The sequence below is a fragment of the Fontisphaera persica genome, assembly GCF_024832785.1.
Lineage (GTDB): Bacteria > Verrucomicrobiota > Verrucomicrobiia > Limisphaerales > Fontisphaeraceae > Fontisphaera > Fontisphaera persica.
The window spans coordinates 4,405,445-4,420,578 of record NZ_CP116615.1 but is presented as its reverse complement, the minus strand read 5'-3'; the positions used below and the strand labels follow the sequence as shown (position 1 = coordinate 4,420,578).

The window sequence follows — 15,134 nt, the reverse complement described above, 5'->3', positions numbered from 1 at the left end:
AATTGCATGCCCATTGACGAAGGATTACGGGACGAGCTGCGGAAGCAGGGGGTCTTTCTGACCTCGCTGGCGGAGCTTTACAACTGGGGGCGCAAGAACTCGGTGTGGCCGCTGCAATTTGGGCTGGCGTGCTGCGCGATTGAGATGATTGCGGCCTCGATGGCGCGGTACGACATTGCGCGGTTTGGGGCGGAGGTTTTCCGGCCGTCGCCGCGGCAGGCGGATTTGATGATTGTGGCCGGGACGGTGACCAAGAAGATGGCGCCGCAGGTGGTGCGGTTGTACAACCAGATGCCCGAGCCCAAATACGTGATTGCGATGGGGGCGTGTGCCATATCCGGGGGACCGTTCAAGCAGGGTTACAATGTGCTGAAGGGGATTGACCGCTACCTTCCAGTGGACGTGCACATACCGGGGTGTCCGCCGCGGCCGGAAGCGTTGTTGCATGCGTTAATCACCTTGCAGGAAAAAATTGCGGCGCAAACCTTGCGCGGCCCGGGGCAGGCGCCGGCGCTGAATCCGGAAGTGCCCGGGGAATATCCGGTGCCGCGGCATGGGGCGGAGGATTTGGAGCCTCCTTACAATCCCGAGGTGTGGCGTCCGCCGGTTCTGCAGCGTGAGGGCTGAGCGGCCATGGAAACTCTGGAGTCATTGGTGGAGCGACTGGCGGCGGCGGTGCCTGGAGCCGAGGTGAAAATCCTGCCCAATCCGTCGCCGGCGCAGCAGCCCTCGCTGCTGGTGGATGTGGCGCACGCGGTGGCGGTGGCGCGATTTCTGCGGGAGGATGCGGCCTGCCGTTTTGATTATGCCTCGAATGTGACGGGGGTGGACTGGCTGGACCAGGTGGTGAAGGAGAAGGTGCGGACCACCCGGATGGTGGAGGGGGTGGAGCGGGTGTTTGAGGAGACAAAGGAGCACGTGGAGCCGGGGTATTTGGAGGTGGTTTATCACCTGTACTCGATGGAGCTGGGGCACGGCCCGCTGGTGCTGCGGCAGCGGACGGCCGACCGGGGGGCGGGAGCGCGGGTGGCGTCGCTGACGCCGGTGTGGCGCTCGTGCGAGTTTCAGGAGCGGGAGGTGTTTGATTTGTTCGGGGTGTATTTTGAGGGGCATCCGGATTTGCGGCGGATTTTGATGTGGGACGGTTTCACGGGGCATCCGATGCGGCGGGATTATGTGGAGCCGGATGATTACGAGTATGAGCCGACGCCGCATGACCAGGTGTTGGAGAAGGCGCGCCGGCATTATCCGGCGGCGGGTGGGAAGCCAAGGGAGGGGCAGGGATGAACGGGAAGCCTCAGTCCATTCAGCCGGCAGGGGTTGAGCGCGCGGGCGGCGCACTTGCCGTGGCGTTGCCCGGCTTGGTGGGGAGGGGGGCGGTGGGGGGCGTGGAGGCGGAGGTGGACCGGCTGGAAGTGGCGATGGGGCCGCATCATCCCTCGACCCATGGGGTGTTCCGCATGGATGTGGTTTTGGAGGGGGAGACGGTGGTGAAGCTCAAGCCGGTGTTTGGCTATCTGCATCGGAATCACGAGAAGATTGCCGAGGGCACGAGCTATTTGGGGTCCATGCCTTATACAGACCGGCTGGATTACTTTTGCAGTCTGACGAACAACTGGGCGTACGCGCTGGCGGTGGAGAAACTGGCGGGGCTGCAAGTGCCGGAGCGGGCGGAGTATCTGCGGGTGATTACGGCGGAATTGACGCGCCTGCAAAACCACACCTGTTTGATTGGGTTTCTGGTGCAGGACATGGGGGCGCTGGGGACGCCGCTGATGTATGCGTTTCGGGAGCGCGAGAAGATATTGGATTTGTTTGAGGAGCTGACCGGGGCGCGGATGATGTGCAATTACATGCGTTTCGGGGGCTGCCGGTGCGATGCGCCGTCCGGGTGGCTGGAGCGGGTGAAGCGGGTGGTGGCGGAGTATCCGCGATTTCTGGATGAATATGAGAAGTTGTTCACGGAAAATGAGATTCTAATGGCGCGGACGCAGGGGGTGGGGGTGCTGCCCGGGGCGCTGGCGGTGAATGCGGGCATCACGGGCCCGATGCTGCGGGCGAGCGGGGTGAATTACGATTTGCGGAAGGTGGACCGGTACGGGATATACGGGCGTTTCAGTTTTCGGGTGCCGCTGGGGGCGCATGGGGATGTGTATGACCGGTACATGGTGCGGCTGCTGGAGATGCGGGAGTCGGTGAAAATCCTGGAGCAGGCGTTGCGGGACATACCCGCCGGGCCGGTGATGGATTCAAAGGCGAAGCTGCGTGGATTCCGGCCCAAGCCCGGGGAGGCCTACGGGCGAATTGAGGCGCCGAAGGGGGAATTGGGCTTTTATCTGATTAGTGACGGGGGGCCCAATCCGTATCGTTACCGGGTGCGCCCGCCGAGTTTCATCAATTTGACGGTGCTGGAGGATATGTGCGTGGGGCAGAAGGTGGCGGATGTGGTGATTATTTTGGGCAGTGTAGATATTGTCTTGGGCGAGGTGGACAGGTAAAACAAAGGCGCAACCGAAATACAACACAGCCATGCTGGGCGCAGGCATATTGAAAGGGATGATGGTGACGGCCCGTAATTTTGCGGGCAGTTACACCGACCCCGCGCGGCTGGTGACGGTGGAATATCCGGAGGAGCGGCTGCCGCAGATTGAGAATGCGCGGACGTTTCCCTTTCTGGTGTATGATGGGGAGAACGCGCAAGCCGGGCTGCGGTGCGTGGCGTGCCAGATCTGCGAGAAGGAATGTCCGCCGCAGTGCATTTACATTGTCAAGGACACCACCAAGAAACGGGACCACGCCGGGAAGCTGCAGATGCAGCCGAAGATTTTTGACATAGATATTTCGGTGTGCATGGGTTGCCAGATTTGCGTGGAGGTGTGCCCGTTTGACGCGATTAAGATGGATGTGGCCTTTGAGCACAGCACGGGGGACCGTTTTGGGCGGCTGCTGCTGCACAAGGAAGACCTGGCCAAACCGAACAGTTATTATCAGCGCATCCATCCCACGGAGGCCGCGGAGACCGATGCGCGCATGGCGATGGAGCGGGCCAAAGCCGAGGCCAAAGCCAAAGAAATGGCGGCCAAGGTGGCCAAGGCGACGGAAACCTTTGATCCGGGGAAAACGCCGGGAGCTTGAGGGGCATGAAAGAAGGGGCACGCATGGATTCGCCAAAAATCAAACAAGTCAGCTTCCGCCTCCCCCTTCCATCGCATGATACGGCGCCCCTCCCCTGCCCCGGCGGCCAGTGGAGGCGTGCGAGGGGGCCTTTGCCAAGGCGCAAGGCGGGACCAATCAGCGCATGAATGCCCTGGACCAGATTTTTGTGCATGGGAAGCACCAGTTGGTGGCGCTGGCGCCGCCGGCGGTGCAGCCGCTGGTTTCGATGCTGATCAACATTGCGGCGATCCTTGCGGTGTTTGGGTTGTTGTTTGCGCTGGTGACGGTACTGGAGCGCAAGGGGCTGGGGCGCATTCAGAATCGGCGGGGGCCGAATCGGGTGGGGCCGGCTGGATTGCTGCAATTTGCGGCGGACGGCATCAAGGCGCTAATCAAGGAGGACATCGTGCCGGCGGGGGCGGACCGGGTGTTGCATTTTGTGGCGCCGTTTGTGCTGGTGGTGCCGGTGTTGCTGGCGTATGCGGTGCTGCCGATGGGGCGCAACATGGTGGCGATTGATTTGGATGCGGCGGTGCTGTTTTTCTTTGCGGCGGGGGCGGCGACGGAGCTGTCGCCCTTTCTGGCGGGGTGGTCGAGCAGCAACAAGTACTCGCTGCTGGGGGCGCTGCGGGCGATTGCGCAAATGCTCAGCTATGAAATTCCGCTGGTGCTGGCGGCGGTGCCGGTGTTGATGATGGCGGGCACGCTGTCCACGGTGCAACTGGTGGACGCGCAGGCGGGGTACTGGGGCTGGGTGCCGAACTGGCATGTGTTCACGCCGTGGGGGCTGGCGGGATTTGTGCTGTTCCTGATTGCCGCCACGGCGGAGAGCAACCGTTCCCCGTTTGATTTGCCGGAGGGCGAATCGGAGCTGGTGGCCGGGTATTTTGTGGAGTACAGCGGCTTCAAGTTTGCCTTGTTTTTCCTGGGGGAATATCTGGGAATGTTCGCCGTCAGCGGGCTGGCGATTACGCTGTTTTTGGGGGGCTGGCATGCGCCGGTGCCGTGGCTGGTGGCGGTGCCGTCGTGGTTTTGGTTTTTCGCCAAATTGCTGGGGTTGATTGCGCTGTTCATCTGGGTGCGCGGGACGCTGCCGCGTTTGCGGATGGACCAACTGATGGGTTTTGCGTGGAAATTTTTGCTGCCGCTGGCGCTGGTGAATGTGGTGGTGGCCGGTCTCTGCCGTTTTCTGCCCGGGGAGGGCTGGGTGGGGGGGCTGGTGCAATGGGTGGTGGGCGGGGGCCTGCTGCTGGCCGCGTGGTGGGGGCTGGGCCGCGCGTTGAGCGCGCGGCGCGGCTGGGGCCGGCGGGAATACCGTTATGCGGAATGAACGGGGACCGATGACAAGCGAAGGACAGGCGGTATGCCGCTGAGTTTCATCATTCTGGCCGTGATGGTCATCGCGGGCGCGACCGCCGCGATGACGCTGCGGAATTTGATTCATTGCGCGCTGGCGCTGGCATTGACGTTTCTCGGGCTGGCGGGATTGTTTCTGGATTTGCAGGCGCAATTTGCGGGATTTGCGCAAATCCTGATTTATGTGGGGGCGGTGTCCATTGTGATTGTGTTTGCCATTTTGCTCACGCGGGGCGGGGATCCCCAGGAGCCGCCGCTGTCCCCGCGGAGCGTGCTGGGGGGCGGGCTGGTGACGGTGGGAGTGCTGGCGGTGCTGGTGGGGGGGATGGGGGGTTCGCATTTGCTGCCCCGCCTGACGCCGGCGCCGGCGGCGCTGACCGAGCCCACGGTGGCGCAAATCGGGCAGACGATGATGCTGCAGGCGGTGGCGCCGCTGCTGGCCATGGGGGTGCTGCTCACCGCGGCGCTGGTGGGGGCGCTGCTGCTGGCGATGAAGGAGAAACCGGAGAAGCGGGAGCCAGCGGATTCTACGCGATGACGCCGTTGCACGCATATTTAATGGTTGCCGCAGCCCTGTTTGCGATTGGGTTTGCGGGGGCGGTGCTGCGCCGCAATGCGATCATCGTGCTGATGGGCATTGAGCTGATGCTCAACGCGGCCAATCTGAGTTTTCTGGCTTTTGCGCGGTACAACGTGCCGGAAGCGCAGGTCAGCGGCGTATTGTTTGTCTTGTTTTCGATGGCCATAGCCGCGGCCGAAGCGGGGGTGGGGCTGGCGCTAATCATCGCGGTGTACCGGCATTTCAAGACCACGGATCTGGACAAGATCAGCACGCTGCGCGGATGAGCTGGATAGCCCAACATCTCTATTGGATTCCCCTGCTGCCGCTGCTGGCGGCGGGGGTGACGGCGCTGCTGCGGCGGGAGCGGCGGGGGCTGGCGGCGGGGCTGGCGATTGGGGCGATGGGTGGCGCGGTGGCGCTTGCGCTATGGGCCTTTGTGACGACGCTGCAAGGGGGGGTGGATGGGGAATACCGGCACTATGTGAACTTCACGTGGCTGGTGGTGGGGGAAGAGCCGTTGCGACTGGGGTGGGTGTTGCATCCGCTGTCGGCAGGCATGGCGCTGATGGTGTCGCTGGTGGGGCTGCTCATTTTCATTTTCAGTGTGGGCTACATGGGGGAGGACCCGAATTTCACGCGGTTCTTTTGTTTTCTGTCGCTGTTTGCGGCGGCGATGCTGGGGGTGGTGATAGCCAACAGCCTGTTGCTGCTGTTTGTGTGCTGGGAGCTGGTGGGGCTGACGTCGTATCTGCTGATTGGTTTCTGGTTTCACAAGCCGGCGGCGGCGGCGGCGGCGAAGAAGGCGTTCATCACCACGCGGATTGGGGACCTGGGATTTTTTCTGGGTTTGTTGTGGCTGTACCGCGAGACCGGGACGTTGTTGTTTTACGATGAGGGCGCGGGGTGTCTGGAGCATGCGGCGCTGGCGCGGCTGACGGCGGTGACGGTGGGGGGCGGGCTGACGTTGAGCACGGCGATTGCCGCGCTGATTTTCTGCGGGGCGGTGGGGAAGTCGGGCCAGTTGCCGTTGCATGTGTGGTTGCCGGACGCGATGGAAGGCCCCACGCCGGTGAGCGCGCTGATTCACGCGGCGACGATGGTGGCGGCGGGCGTGTTTCTGGTGGCGCGGATGTATCCGGTGTTTGCCGCGCTGCCGGAAGGGGTGGGGGGAGTGGCGCCGGCGCTGAAGGCGGTGGCGTGGACGGGGGCGGCGACGGCGTTGTTTGCCGCGCTGGTGGCGGTGGCGCAGACGGACATCAAACGGATTCTGGCCTATTCGACGGTTTCGCAACTGGGCTTCATGATGCTGGGGCTGGGGACGGGGGGGGTGGCGGTGGGGATGTTTCACCTGATTACGCACGCCTTTTTCAAGGCGCTGCTGTTTCTGGGCGCCGGGTCGGTGATTCATGGCTGTCATCATGAGCAGGACATCCGGCATCTGGGCGGGCTGAAGGGGCGCATGCCCTGGACGTTTGCGACTTACACGGTGGGCATGCTGGCGCTGGCCGGGTTTCCGGTTTTGTTCAGCGGTTTTTGGAGCAAGGATGAAATTTTGCATGCGGCGCATGGGTGGCCGGTGAGCCACGTTCCGTTTTATCTGGCGCTGGCCGCGGCGGCGTTGACGGCGTTTTACATGATGCGGCAGACGGCGCTGGTGTTTGGGGGGCGGTATCGCGGGGGGTTGCCAACCGCGGGCAAGGCTCCGCATGAAAGTCCGGCGGTGATGGTGGTTCCGCTGGTGGTTTTGGCGGTGGGGGCGGTGGGGCTGGGATTCCTGGGCACGCCGGCGTGGCCGTGGCTGCGGGATTACTGGGAAGGCCGCGCGCCGCTGGTGCGCTGGAGCCCGTTGTGGGAGACGGGCACGCTGGTGGTGATGGCGTTGTCTTCGGCGGCCGCGCTGGGGGGGTTGACGGGGGGTTGGTGGATTTATGGGCGGAGGCCGCGGCAAACGCCGGAGGAGCCGGATCCGCTGGAGCGCTGGCAGCCGGCGGCGTATCACCTGCTGCGGGCCAAGTTTTATTTTGATGAGCTGTATGAGGCCACGGTCATTCGCTGGAATGGGTGGGCGGCGGCGGTGGGGGACTGGCTGGATAGGTGGGTTTGGGGCGGGGTGGTATGGGTGCTGGGGGTGCTGGCGCAGGCCTGCGCCTGGGTGGCGCGGCTGGCGGATGAATATGTGGTGAACGGGGGCTTTGATGCGGGCTGCCACAGTCTGCGGCGGGCCGGGGGCGGGCTGGCGCGGATGCAAAGCGGGCGGGTGCAGCTCTGGCTGCGGGCGCTGGGGGTGGGGCTGGTGGCGCTGGTGCTGTATCTGGCATGGAGTTAGGGGCGCATGGAAGGGTGGCTCAATTTGACGGTGCTGACGTTGACGCCGCTGGCGGGGGCGGCGGTGGTGCTGCTGGGCGGGGGTGGATGCGCGCGGCGGGCGCGTTATCTGGCCATGACGGCGGCGCTGGCGGTGCTGGCCGAGGCCATGCTGCTGTGGAATCGGTTTGACCCGCTGCAAGGGGGGCTGCAATTGGTCGAGCGTTATGCGTGGGTGCCCTCGCTGGGGGTTTACTATTACGTGGGGGCGGACGGTCTTAGTCTGTTGATGCTGCTGCTGACCGCGCTGGTGACGCCGCTGGCGATTTTATGCGCGCAGGCCATTCAGGAGAAGGCGGCCTTGTATTTCGGGCTGGTGTTGTTGCTCGAAGCGGGGCTGGTGGGGGCCTTCACGGCCATGAATTTTTTTCATTGGTTTCTTTTCTGGGAGCTGACGCTGATACCCGCCTTTTTCCTCATCAAGCTATGGGGCGGGCCGGGGCGCGGGCCGGCGGCGATGCAATTTTTCGTTTATACGATGGTGGGCAGTGTGACGCTGCTGCTGGCCATGTTGGGGTTGTTTCGCGCCACCGGCCAATTTGATTTTCCGGAGCTGGCGCGGATGGGGCGGAGCGGGGAGCTGTACGCGCTGGTGGCGATGCATCTGCCAGTGGGGGAGTTTTCGCCGCGGACGGTGATGTTGGCGCTGTTTGGGGGGGTGTTTTTGGGGTTTGCCATCAAGACGCCGGTGGCGCCATTTCACACGTGGCTGCCGGCGGCGTATGCGGAGGCCCCCACCAGCACCACGATGTTGTTGACCGGCCTGATGTCGAAGCTGGGGGTGTATGGCTTGCTACGGCTGGCGCTGCCCATTTTCCCGCACGAGGTGCGCGCGCTGGGCGGCGTGCTGCTGGGGCTGGCGGTGGCCACGGTGGTGCTGTCGGCCTTCACGGCGTTTGCGCAGCGGGACTTGAAGCGGTTGCTGGGGTATTCCTCCATCAATCATCTGGGCTATTGTGTACTGGGGATGGTGGCAGCCACGCTGGGGACGGCAGGGGAGGCCGGGCAGCAGGCGGCCGCGCTGAATGGGGTGCTGTTGCAGATGTTCAATCACGGCCTTACGGCGGCCACGTTGTTTGCGGCGGTGGGATGGCTGGAGGAGCGGGCGGGCGGGCGGCGCGGGCTGGATGATTTTGGCGGGCTGCGGCGGGTGGCGCCGGTGTATGCGGGGCTGACGGGGATGGCGTGGTTTGCGTCGCTGGGATTGCCGGGGCTGAATGGGTTTGTGGGCGAGTTTCTCATTTTCAAGGGGGTGTTTGGACTGGCGCCGTGGGCGGCGGCCTTTTCGACGCTGGGGTTGCTGGCGACGGCGGTGGTGATTCTGACGGTGCTGCAACGGGTGTTTCATGGGCCGTTGAATGCGGCGTGGGAGACGTTGGCGGATTTGACTCCGGGGGAGCGACTGCGGTTTGTGCCGGCGGTGGCGCTGATGCTGTTCCTGGGGGTGTGGCCGGCGCCGGTGATGAATCTGATTAATGAAACTGTGCTGCGTCTGGCGGCGCATCTGCAAGGCTGACCATGCTGCACTGGCCTTTATACATCACGTTTGCGGGGCTGTTGCTGGTCTGGGCCGTGCCGGCCCGGGCGGCGGCGCGGGGGGCGCGGGTGGTGGCGCTGGGGGTGGCGCTGGCGGGGCTGGTGTGCGGGTGGGTGGGCGCGCTGCGGCTGGAACCGCAGGCGGGGCTGGTGACGCTGGTGAATGGGGCGTGGGTGCCGTGGCCGGCGTTCCGGTTTCACCTGGCGGCCGATGGCATCACGGTGGTGCTGGTGTTGTTGACGGGGCTGGCGGCGGTGGCGGGGGTGTTGTTTTCGTGGAATATCGAGCATCGCGCGCGGGAGTATTACAGTTTTTATCTGGCGCTGATCGGGGGGGTGTACGGGGTGTTTCTGAGCATGGATTTGTTTCTGCTGTTTGTGTTTTACGAGCTGGCGATTGTGCCGAAGTATTTTCTGATTGCCCTGTGGGGTTCGACGCGCAAGGAGTACGGGGCGATGAAACTGGCGCTGTATTCGTTTGTGGGCAGCGCGATGGTGTTGGTTGCTCTGCTGGCCACATATGTGGTGAGCGGGATTGGGGCGGCGGGCGGGCCGGTGTCCTTTGATTTGCCGGCGCTGGCGAAGGTGGCCTTTCCGGTGTCGTTCCAGCAGTGGGTGTTTCCGCTGATGTTTGTGGGGTTTGCCATACTGGCGGGCTTGTGGCCGTTCCATTCGTGGGCGCCCACCGGCCACGTGGCGGCGCCGACGGCGGCCTCGATGTTGCTGGCGGGGGTCATCATGAAACTGGGGGCGTATGGGGCGTTGCGGGTGGCGATGACACTTTTTCCACAGGGGCTGGTGGAGTGGCAGATGCCGCTGGCGTGGCTGGCGGTGGCGGGGATTGTGTATGGGGCGCTGGCGGCGCTGGTGCAAAATGACTTCAAGTTTGTGATTGGCTATTCGAGTGTGAGCCACATGGGATTTGTGATGCTGGGGCTGGTCACGCTGACCACGGTGGGGCTGCACGGGGCGGTGTTGCAGATGTTTTCGCACGGGATTATTGCGGGGCTGTTGTTCGGGGTGGTGGGGCGGATGGTGTATGACCGGGCACACACGCGGGAGCTGGAGGCGCTGGAGGGCTTGCGGCTGGCGCGGGCGCTGCCGTTTGCGGCGGTGACGTTCGTGGTGGCCGGGGCGGCCTCGATGGGGCTGCCGGGGTTCAGCGGTTTTGTGGCGGAGCTGCAGGTGTTGATTGGGGCGTGGCAGGCGTTTCCGGGGTTGACCCTGCTGGCGGGGGTGGGGGTGATGGTAGGGGTGGCGTACACGTGGCGGACGATGCATCGGGCCTTTTTCAGTGACCGCGATGCCGCGCCGGTGGCGCTGCCGGGTCCCCTGCCCCCCATTACCTGGCCGGAGAAAGCGGGGGCGGCGCTGCTGATGCTTTGCACGCTGGCGGTGGGGTTGTATCCGCGCCTGCTGCTGGACTGGATTATTCCCGCCTTTAACAGCCCGATGTTTGAGGGTCTGCGAAAGGTGGTGACGCGATGAATGACGTTGCCTACCTGGAAGTGTTGCGGGCGCTGCTGCCGGAGGCGGTGTTGACGTTGACCGCGCTGGTGGTGCTGGCGCTGGACTTAAGCTGGGGACGCCACCGTGCCGTTCCGTCCCGGATGCGGCTGGCGGGGTGGGTGAGCGCGGCAGGGTGCGCGGTGGCGCTGGGGGTAATCTTTGGGCTGTCGTGGCCGGCGGAGTGGAAGGTGCCGCTGGTGGAAATCAGCGCGCGCATCCTGCACTACAAAGCGGCGCTGCTGGCGCTGACGCTGGCGGTGGCGCTGCTGGCAGCGGACACCGATTTTACGCCGCATGCGGGGGAGTATTTCGCGCTGGTGCTGCTGGCCACGGTGGGATTGCTGCTGCTGGTCAGCGCGAATAATCTGCTGCTGCTGTTTGTGGCGCTGGAGCTGGCGAGTTTGAGCCTTTATTTGTTGACCGCGCTGGACAAACGCCAACCGCGAAGCGCCGAGGCGGGGCTTAAATATTTTCTGTTTGGCAGTGTGGCGGCGGCGTGCCTGTTGTTTGGTTTCAGTCTGCTCTACGGCTTGTCGGGAGAATTTTATCTCCAAGAAATCGCGGCCAGGATGCCGCGGGGTCCGCTGGTGCTGGACCCCATCCTGGTGCTGGCGCTGGCGCTGGTGGTGGGGGGACTCGCCTTCAAGATTGCCGCCGTGCCCTTTCATTTATGGGCGCCGGATGCCTATGAGGGCGCGCCCGCGCCGAGCGCGGCGTTGGTGGCGTCCGGCTCGAAGGTGGCGAGTTTTCTGGTGTTGAACGGGGTGGTGGCGGTGGTGTTTGGGCCGTTGGGGGGCAACGCGCATTGGGGCCATTTTGCCGCGGGGTGGAAGCCGTTGCTGGCGTTGCTGGCGGCGCTATCCATGGTGCTGGGGAACCTGGCGGCGCTGGGGCAAAGCAATGTGCGGCGGCTGCTGGCCTACAGTGCCATTGCGCACAGTGGCTATGCCCTGCTGGCGATTGTGACGCGGCAGGAATTGGCCCTGGCGTATTACGTCATCACCTATGGTCTGGCCATTGTGGGCGCTTTTGGGGTGGTGGCGGTGGTGGAGAAACAGACGGGCGGAGCGGCGCTGGAGGATTTCCAGGGTCTGGCGCGCCGCTCGCCGGTGCTGGCAGGGGCGTTGATGGTGTTTTTGCTGTCGCTGGCGGGCATCCCGCCGCTGGCCGGTTTTTTTGGCAAGTTTTACGTTTTTCTGGAGGCGCTGCGGGAGCCGGCGGGGGCGGGTGGACGACCTTCCCTGGGCTTGCTGTATCTGGTCATTCTGGCAATAGGCATGAGCGCGGTCTCCCTCTATTACTATTTGCAGGTGCTCAAATATGCTTACCGAGGGGACGCCGAAGAATCTGCGGCGCCGTGGCGAGCGAGCCTGGGCACGTGGGTCATCAGCGCGCTGGCGCTGGCGGTGATATGGCTGGGATGCTTCCCGGAGTGGCTGCTGCGTTACTTCCGGTAACGGGGGCTGGGGAGCGGGGCCAGCGGGCTTGCCGGCATGGCCGTGCGCCGCCCGGCGGGGTGGCCGGGGTCATAAAAAACTGGACATGGGCCGACTCCCGCCGTCACATTCGCGCCCGTGCTGGAGTGGAAAACAACCATGCTGGCGGCGTTGGGAGTGCTGTTTATTGGCCTCTCGAAGGCGGGTTTTGGCGGCGGGCTGGGGATGCTGACGACGCCGCTGTGCGTGCTGGCGTTTGGGGCGGGGGGCAAGCCGGCGATGTTTGCGGTGGGGGTGATTCTGCCGCTGCTTTGCGCGGGGGATGCCTTTTCGCTTTATCACTATTGGGGCAAATGGGAAAAACGCAATTTGCGGTGCCTGCTGCCGGGGGTGATTGTGGGGGTGGCGGTGGGGTCGCAATTATTTCGGGCCTTGTCGGATCGGGCGTTGAATTTCTGGATTGGGGTGATTGCGATGGTCTTTGTGTTGTTTCAGCTTGCCAAGGAGTGGGTGTTTCGGGCGGAAGGCGAGTTTCGTCCGACGGCGCTGATTGGGTTGCCGTTTGGTTTTGGGGCGGGGGTGACCTCCACGATTGCACACGGGGCCGGGCCGCTGGTGACGATGTTTCTGGTGCCGCAAAAGCTGCCGAAGGAAATTTTTGTGGGCACAACGGTGCTGGTGTTTACGTGGATTAACTGGATTAAGGTGCCGTTTTTCGTGGCGAATGACGTGATTACGTGGGAGACGCTGCGGACGGGGCTGTATTATTTTCCGCTGGTGCCGCTGGGCGTGTGGGTGGGGGTGTGGCTGAATCGGCGGATGTCCGAAAAATTTTTTCTGAACGCGGTGTACGCCATCACGTTCCTGGCAGGTTTGCAACTGGTGCTGGGGTGGGATGTATCGCGGCTGTGGCGGTGAGGCTCAGCGGCGGCGGGCGGCAAGCTGGCGGGCGAGGGTGATGGCGGCCTTCATGCTGGAGGGATTGGCAGTGCCTTTGCCGGCGAGGTCGTAAGCGGTGCCGTGGTCAGGGGAGGTGCGAATAAAGGGCAGGCCGAGGGTCCAGTTCACGCCATTCTCAAACGCCAGCAGTTTCAACGGGCCCAAGCCCTGGTCGTGGTACATGGCCACCACGGCGTCATAGGCCCCGTTCGCGGCGTGGTAAAACACGGTGTCGGCCGCCAGGGGGCCATGGACATCGAGGCCGCGGCTGCGCGCCGCCAGGACGGCGGGGCGGATGGTGGTGATTTCTTCATCGCCGAACTCGCCGCCTTCGCCGGCATGGGGGTTGAGGCCGCAGACGGCGATGCGCTGGCGCGGCAGGGCGAGGTCGCGGCAGGCGTGGACGGCCATGTTGATGGCCAGCTCGACCTTGGGCTGGGTGATTTCTTCGGGCACCAGCTTGATGGCCACATGGGTGGTGACCAGGGCCACGCGGAGCCAGCGCCCGCGGTCATCGGCGCCCAACAACATCATGGTGACGGGACAGTTGCCGGCGAGGGAGGCCAGAAATTCAGTCTGGCCAATGAAGGGGATGCCGCAGCGGATGATGGACTCTTTGTTGACGGGGGCGGTGACCATGGCATCCAGTTCCTGGCGCAAACACCGCTCTGCCGCCGCTTTCAAGGCCGCCACCGCCGCGCAGGCGGCTTTGGGGGAGCCGGGCGAGAGGTCTTCGGGCAGACTGCTGTTTGGCTGGGGGTTGAGCACCAAAAAGCGCGACTCGGCATCGCCGTCCTCGTAGGGGGTGAGGGGGAGGCCGATGTTGAAACGGTCGTTGAGGCGCTCGAGCCAGTGGGGGTCGCCGAGCAGGAGGTAACGCTCCTGGTCCTGGGCGGCCAGCTCAGCCAGGGCTTTGAGCGTGACTTCCGGGCCGATGCCGGTCACATCCCCGATGCAGATGCCAATCATACAACAGGCCTGGGCAAAGACTCAGGGCGAGGTTGAATGGTTTATGGCTGCCCCTCGGCGGCCGATTCCCGGGACGGGATGACGCTTGCAGGGTCAAACCGCCTAGAATATTTGCACAAATGTTTTGGCGCGCAAGCGGTTAATCCACTTCTTTTGGAGGCGGTCTCGTTCCTGCACCACCAGGAGTTTTTCGATTTCGTCGCGGACTTCGGGCAGGGGGCGGACGCTGCGGCTGCGCACTTCTTCGACAAAGAGCAGGTAAAACTCGCGCGGGGGCGGGGCCTGGTTGAGGGCGGGGTCGCCGGGTTGATGCTCAGCGGCGAGTTTTTCCTGGCCGTCTTTGGGCACCAAGTAACGCCGGGCGAGGGTCAGCTTGCCGTCGTCGGCGTACACATAAATCCAGTATCCTTCTTCCTCGGTCTCGAGGCTGCGGCCCACCAGGGGCGAATACTGGCCGGGCTTGAGGTGAAAGAACTGGTCGGTGATGCCCCGCCGGAGGCTTTTGCGGTCCACCCAGCCCCAGTCGCTTTGGGCGCCCTCGTTGTAAATCAACATTTCGCGGAAGGGCTGGCCATTTTTGAGTTTCTGGAGGATTTCCTGGCCGCGTTTTTTGGCGGAGTCCACGCCTTCGGCGCGGGCGTCCAGGCGGATCATGAGGAGTTTGACCTGGTCATCATGGGCGTACTGGGCCTGGTTGGTGGAGTAGTAGGATTCGATTTTGTGGGGAGAAATGAGGATGGCGCGGCTGACGTTTTTGGCGCGCATGGCCTCCTCGATGATTTGCTCGCGCACCTCCTGCCGCCAGGATTCAAAGGTGCGGCCCTGGGCCTTGAGGGTCTGAATCAATTGCACGCGGTCCCCGAAACGGCGGCGGATGCGGTCCCGGATTTCCTCGTCAATCACGGTTTCGGGCAGCATCAGGCCGGAGGTTTTGAATTCGTGCAGAATGAGCTTGCGTTCGATGAGGGTTTCGAGGCCGTCCTGGAAGGCTTTTTCCTGGCGCTGGCGCAGCTCGTCGCGGTCCCGGTACATGACGCGGAGGGCCGCCATGACCGGCTCGGTTAGATAATCCACGTCGCCGGCGGTAATCACCGCATTGTGCACAATGGCCAGAATGCCATCGCGTCGCAAGCCCTGGCCCTCCACCGTTGCCGCGGTCCAGCAGCACAGCCAGGCCAGCACGCCCAACCATTGGATTCGCTTTGTCATGCAGCAGCGCGACTCTAAAGAGGTCTGGGGACGGGGTCAAGGACAGGAAATACACCGCCGGGTCTGGCGCATGGCGGCGGGGGGCGGGGCGTGGAGGG

13 protein-coding genes and 1 pseudogene are annotated in these 15,134 nt (G+C 63.9%); 12 read left to right on the top strand and 2 right to left on the bottom strand.

Going from position 1 to position 15,134, the window contains the following annotated elements; all coding sequences use genetic code 11:
• Positions 1 to 6 precede the first annotated feature (6 nt).
• From NXS98_RS16525 to NXS98_RS16470, 12 genes and pseudogenes are all read left to right on the top strand, one after another.
• Positions 7 to 573, top strand: a pseudogene (locus tag NXS98_RS16525) (NADH-quinone oxidoreductase subunit B); the annotation flags it as partial.
• A gap of 60 nt (positions 574 to 633) precedes the next feature.
• Positions 634 to 1,287, top strand: coding sequence for an NADH-quinone oxidoreductase subunit C (locus NXS98_RS16520; RefSeq protein ID WP_283846160.1), 654 nt, complete (start codon positions 634 to 636; stop codon positions 1,285 to 1,287).
• 134 nt (positions 1,288 to 1,421) lie between these two features.
• Entirely contained in the window at positions 1,422 to 2,498 is a 1,077-nt protein-coding gene (locus NXS98_RS16515; protein WP_283848190.1) for an NADH-quinone oxidoreductase subunit D, read from the top strand.
• 58 nt (positions 2,499 to 2,556) lie between these two features.
• Complete coding sequence (locus tag NXS98_RS16510) at positions 2,557 to 3,135, top strand: 4Fe-4S dicluster domain-containing protein (RefSeq protein WP_283846159.1); 579 nt, start codon at positions 2,557 to 2,559, stop codon at positions 3,133 to 3,135.
• 163 nt (positions 3,136 to 3,298) lie between these two features.
• Positions 3,299 to 4,486 carry an NADH-quinone oxidoreductase subunit NuoH gene (gene nuoH / locus NXS98_RS16505; RefSeq protein ID WP_283846158.1) on the top strand — a complete coding sequence of 396 codons (1,188 nt, stop codon included), beginning with the start codon at positions 3,299 to 3,301 and terminating at the stop codon, positions 4,484 to 4,486.
• Between the two features lie 33 nt (positions 4,487 to 4,519).
• Entirely contained in the window at positions 4,520 to 5,050 is a 531-nt protein-coding gene (locus NXS98_RS16500; RefSeq protein WP_283846157.1) for an NADH-quinone oxidoreductase subunit J family protein, read from the top strand.
• A 20-nt stretch (positions 5,051 to 5,070) separates the two neighbouring features.
• On the top strand, positions 5,071 to 5,358 hold the full coding sequence (gene nuoK, locus NXS98_RS16495; protein ID WP_425499915.1) for an NADH-quinone oxidoreductase subunit NuoK: 288 nt from the start codon (positions 5,071 to 5,073) through the stop codon (positions 5,356 to 5,358).
• Positions 5,355 to 7,400 carry an NADH-quinone oxidoreductase subunit L gene (gene nuoL / locus NXS98_RS16490; protein ID WP_283846155.1) on the top strand — a complete coding sequence of 682 codons (2,046 nt, stop codon included), beginning with the start codon at positions 5,355 to 5,357 and terminating at the stop codon, positions 7,398 to 7,400. The genes nuoK and nuoL overlap by 4 nt, the downstream gene beginning before the upstream one ends.
• 6 nt (positions 7,401 to 7,406) lie before the next feature.
• A complete protein-coding gene (locus tag NXS98_RS16485) occupies positions 7,407 to 8,954 on the top strand; it encodes a complex I subunit 4 family protein (protein ID WP_283846154.1) in 1,548 nt (515 codons plus the stop codon).
• A gap of 2 nt (positions 8,955 to 8,956) precedes the next feature.
• Entirely contained in the window at positions 8,957 to 10,462 is a 1,506-nt protein-coding gene (locus tag NXS98_RS16480; RefSeq protein WP_283846153.1) for a complex I subunit 4 family protein, read from the top strand.
• On the top strand, positions 10,459 to 11,940 hold the full coding sequence (locus tag NXS98_RS16475; protein WP_283846152.1) for an NADH-quinone oxidoreductase subunit N: 1,482 nt from the start codon (positions 10,459 to 10,461) through the stop codon (positions 11,938 to 11,940). Before NXS98_RS16480 ends, NXS98_RS16475 begins: the two co-directional genes overlap by 4 nt.
• 117 nt (positions 11,941 to 12,057) lie before the next feature.
• Positions 12,058 to 12,837 (top strand): sulfite exporter TauE/SafE family protein, encoded by a 780-nt coding sequence (locus tag NXS98_RS16470; protein ID WP_283846151.1) that lies wholly within the window; start codon positions 12,058 to 12,060, stop codon positions 12,835 to 12,837.
• A 3-nt stretch (positions 12,838 to 12,840) separates the two neighbouring features.
• Here NXS98_RS16470 and pdxA read toward each other — a convergent pair whose 3' ends face one another.
• The gene (gene pdxA, locus NXS98_RS16465; protein ID WP_283846150.1) at positions 12,841 to 13,827 is read right to left on the bottom strand and encodes a 4-hydroxythreonine-4-phosphate dehydrogenase PdxA; all 987 of its coding nucleotides are present in this window, start codon (positions 13,825 to 13,827) and stop codon (positions 12,841 to 12,843) included.
• 102 nt (positions 13,828 to 13,929) lie between these two features.
• Positions 13,930 to 15,036, bottom strand: coding sequence for a peptidylprolyl isomerase (locus tag NXS98_RS16460; protein WP_283846149.1), 1,107 nt, complete (start codon positions 15,034 to 15,036; stop codon positions 13,930 to 13,932).
• Positions 15,037 to 15,134 lie beyond the last annotated feature (98 nt).